Genomic DNA, 4,284 nt, shown 5'->3' on the forward strand with positions numbered 1-4,284 from the left:
TGCCATGGCCTTTGGCGTGTTCGGTCTGATTACCGCAGAATTTCTGCCGGTAAGCTTGTTGACGCCGATTGCCGACACGCTGCACATCAGTGAAGGTCAGGCGGGACAAACCGTTACCGTCACGGCGCTGGTGGCGCTGCTCACCAGTCTGGTGATCGGCAATGTGACGCGCCAGCTCGATCGTCGCGTGGTGATGCTGGCCTTTACGCTGCTGCTGATTGCTTCCGCTTTGCTGGTGGCCTTTGCCGAGAATCTGCCGATGATTCTGCTGGCCCGCGTGCTGCTGGGCGTGGCGATTGGCGGCTTCTGGACGCTCTCCACGGCGATTACCATGCGTCTGGTGCCGAGCGATCAGGTGCCGCGCGCGCTGTCGATCGTGTTCAGCGGCATTTCGCTGGCGACCATTATTGCCGCGCCGCTCGGCAGCTATCTGGGCGGCATTATTGGCTGGCGTAACATCTTTATGCTGACCGCCGCGCTGGGCGTGTTGGCGCTGCTGTGGCAGTTCTTCACCTTACCCGCGATGCCGCCCGTCAATAAAGTGCGCAGCGGTGGTGTGCTGGATCTGCTGCGTAAAAGCGTGATGCGTTGGGGCATGCTGGCGGTGATCATGATGTTCACTGGCCACTTCGCCTTCTTTACTTACCTGCGTCCGTTCCTCGAAGGCAGCGCGCAGCTCAACGTTAATCAGCTGTCGCTGGTGCTGCTGGCGTTTGGCGTGGCGAACTTCTTTGGTACTTCGCTGGCCGGTTATCTGGTGACGCGCAGCGTATCGCTGACGTTAACCGCGATGGCGCTGGTGATGAGCGTCACCGCGCTGCTGCTGGTGAGCTTCGGCGAGGTGTCGTGGCTGGTCGCGGCGGGCGTGGCGCTGTGGGGCCTGGCGTTTGGTTCGATGCCAACCGGCTGGTCAACGTGGATTTCCCGCGCGGTGCCGGACGATGCGGAATCGGGCGGCGGTTTGCTGGTCGCCACTATCCAGCTGGCGATCACCGCCGGTGCAGCAGCTGGCGGCTGGATGTTTGATCTGCAAGGCGCAGGCGGCGTGTTCCTCGCCAGCGGCGTGCTGATGCTATTAGCCGCCATCACCATCTTCACCCGCGTCCGCCATCACGGTTAACCCGTAGGGTCGCCATTTATGGCGACCTTGCCATCAACCGCACGAATCACAATGTCGCCATAAATGGTGACCCTACGATACCTCACCTATCGCAGCCATAAATCCTGCCTTTTAATTAAATGTCAGATTTTTAACCCTTTGCACAAAGGTTAACCCAAACGTGCTTTTTAGGTTCAAAATATTCGAACAACAACGGCAAATCTCTCCGCTTTTTACTGATCGATTCTGCGACTACTATGTATCTCAACAAGGCGATGACGCCTTACTCAATCAAACGTACATTAAGGAATTGACCATGAAATCTATCAAAACTTTTGCTGCTGTTATCGCTCTGACCATTCTGCCATTCGCTAGCTTTGCGCAAAGCATCACTGCAACCGCCTCAACGCTGGATGGTGCAGAAGCGCAAATCGCTGCTCAGGCACACGAAGCTGGTGCTTCCTATAAAGTGACCGAAGCCAACTTCAACAACGGCGTGCACATGACTGCCGAACTGACTAAATAAGTTGCGTTAACGTTCTGTGCTGACAGGGTGCCTTCGGGCGCCCTGGCGGCGTTGGTAACCTGATAAAATCCTGTCACTTTCCCTTCGAAATGATTACTATTCTCAAAAAGTAGCATCCTTCGTCGGCTCGCCTCGGGCTGTCTTTTTAAATATTGGTTGTAATGTCGGGCTTTCACTTCACTGCCATCAGGCGGTGTTTTTGCTATGGAGAAGTTATGAAGGCGAATAAAAAATCGTGGGCGCTGCGTCCACTGCTGCTGGCAACGGCGCTGTTCTCGACCTCTGCGGTGATGGCGGCAGAATCTCAGCCGCTGAATCAAGTGATCTCAAAAGGCGCTTACGAACTGGCATTCAGCAACAGCGATAACGCGCTGTTCCTCGCGACCGCGCAGAGCACAACCGACAAAAAAGGCGGCACCGTTTATCGTCTCGATCCGCAGGATCTGGCGGTGAAGCAAACCATCAATACCGATCTGCCGACCTTTGGCGCGGCGATTAACCAGAAAACCCACACCCTTTATTTCGGTAACACGCGTGACGGTTCACTGACCGCAGTGGATGCCACCAGCGGCAAAGTGATCAACACGCTGGTGCTGGATGGCCGTCAGCGCAGCGAAACCGTGCGTCCGCTGCAGCCGCGTCAGCTGGCCGTCGATCCAGCAACCGATCGCGTTTACATCACCGGCCTCGGTGAGCAGAGCGTGGTGTGGGTGGTGGATGGCAAAACCCTGAAACTGATTAGCACTGTGCCGAACACCGGCAAAATGGGCACCGGTTTGGCCATCGATTCTGCGGCGCAGAAACTGTATGTCACCAACTCCGATGGCGAACTGGTGACCATCAATACGCGCCTGAATGCGATTGAAAAACGTCAGAAAATCGATGGCGATAAAGATCACTTCTTCCTGAATATTTCGCTGGATACTCAAGGCCATCGCGCCTTCCTCAGCGACTCAAAACAGTCGCAGGTGCTGGTGCTGGATACCCGCACGCAGCAGGTGATCCACAAGATCGATGTGCCAGAATCGCTGGCGGTGCTGTTCAATGCCGATCGTGATGAGCTGTACGTTACGCACCGCAAAGCGGGCGAAATCAGCATCATCGACGCCAGCAACTACAAAGTGAAACGCACGGTGAAAGCGCCGGGCCTACCAAACAGCCTGGCGGTTTCTGCGGATGGTAAAACCCTGTTTGTCAGCATCAAGCAGCCGGGTTCACGCAAAGAGCCACCCAAAAATCCCGATAGCGTTTTACGCATCGAACTCTGATCGGTAGTTTTCTGAAACTGAGAGGCGGCTTATGCCGCCTTTTGCATTTCTGCCATCTGCGCCGTTTTTATCGCCACACATACGCTACCTTGTAGAGCAACAACACCAATGGAGAGGATGCAATGAGCCAGTTTTTTATGCATGAGAAAAACGATCTGGTTAACGAAGCCATCGAAGGAGTTTTGCTGAGTACGCCGTGGCATAACCTCAGTCGCCTCGATCTCGGTGATGAGATTCGCGTGGTGGTGCGCTCGGACTGGGATAAAAGCAAAGTGGCGCTGATCTCCGGCGGCGGTTCTGGCCATGAACCGGCGCATGCCGGGTTTGTCGGCAAAGGCATGCTGACGGCGGCGGTGTGCGGCGACATCTTTGCGTCGCCAAGCGTGGATGCGGTACTGAACGCCATCGTTAACGTCACCGGCGATGCCGGATGTCTGCTGATTGTGAAAAACTATACCGGCGATCGCCTCAACTTTGGTCTGGCGGCGGAGAAAGCCAAAAACCTCGGCTACAAGGTTGAGCTGGTGATGGTGCAGGATGATATCGCGCTGCCGGAAAACCCGCAGCCGCGCGGCATTGCGGGCACCGTGCTGGTGCACAAAATCGCGGGGTTTGCGGCAGAGCAGGGACAATCGCTGGATGAGGTCAAAGCGCTGGCGCAGCGCGCAATTGATGCCACATCGTCCATCGGTTTAGCTTTTGCCACTTGCCATGTGCCGGGCGAAAAACGTGATGAACGCGTCGAGCCTGGTCATAGCGAGCTCGGCATGGGCATTCACGGCGAGCCAGGTGTTATCACGCTGGATACGCAGAACAGCCGCAACATCACCAGCATCATGACCGATAAACTGGCGCAGGCGCTGCCGGACGGCAAACAGGCGCTGCTGCTGATCAACAATCTCGGCGGCTTCTCGCAGCTGGAGCTGGCGCTGCTGACGCGTGAAGTGTTGCAGTCGCCGCTGGCGGCACGCATCACGCATCTGCTGGGTCCGGCAACGCTGGTCAGTGCGCTGGATATGAAGGGTTTCTCACTGACGCTGCTGGCGCTGGAAGAGCCGTTCCTGGAAGCGTTAAACGCGCCGGTTCAGGTGCTGGGCTGGGTGCCGGTATACGACTTTGCACCGATCAGTCTGCAACGTGCTGAGAAGATCGGCAGCGTGCTGGATTTTGATGCCTCTGAGAATGCTGAGGTGGCGAAGATTGTCGCAAGCGTCACGCAGACGCTGATCGATCTGGAAAGCGAGCTGAATGCGCTGGATGCCAAAGTGGGCGATGGCGATACCGGTTCAACCTTTGCCGCCGGGGCGAAAAAAATTCAGCGCGGTTTGCAGGAAAAACAGCTGCCGCTGGATGAGCTGAAGATCGACCAGACCTTCATCCGCCGTCTGCCG

4 protein-coding genes are annotated in these 4,284 nt (G+C 56.5%); all 4 read left to right on the top strand.

The genetic code is table 11. The annotated features are described in order from the left end of the window. Positions 1-1,120: MFS transporter (locus RTY00_RS20800; RefSeq protein ID WP_312665955.1), on the top strand; the 1,120-nt coding region annotated here is incomplete at its 5' end. A 295-nt stretch (positions 1,121-1,415) separates the two neighbouring features. Further along, positions 1,416-1,625 (top strand): DUF1471 domain-containing protein, encoded by a 210-nt coding sequence (locus RTY00_RS20805; RefSeq protein ID WP_312180158.1) that lies wholly within the window; start codon positions 1,416-1,418, stop codon positions 1,623-1,625. Between the two features lie 215 nt (positions 1,626-1,840). Continuing rightward, positions 1,841-2,893, top strand: a complete 1,053-nt coding sequence (locus RTY00_RS20810; protein WP_293791876.1) for a YncE family protein — start codon at positions 1,841-1,843, stop codon at positions 2,891-2,893. A 122-nt stretch (positions 2,894-3,015) separates the two neighbouring features. Further along, the coding region (locus RTY00_RS20815) for a dihydroxyacetone kinase subunit DhaK (protein WP_312665958.1) at positions 3,016-4,284 on the top strand (1,269 nt) is incomplete at its 3' end.

Source organism: Pantoea sp. CTOTU49201 (genome assembly GCF_032054795.1).
GTDB lineage: Bacteria > Pseudomonadota > Gammaproteobacteria > Enterobacterales > Enterobacteriaceae > Pantoea > Pantoea symbiotica.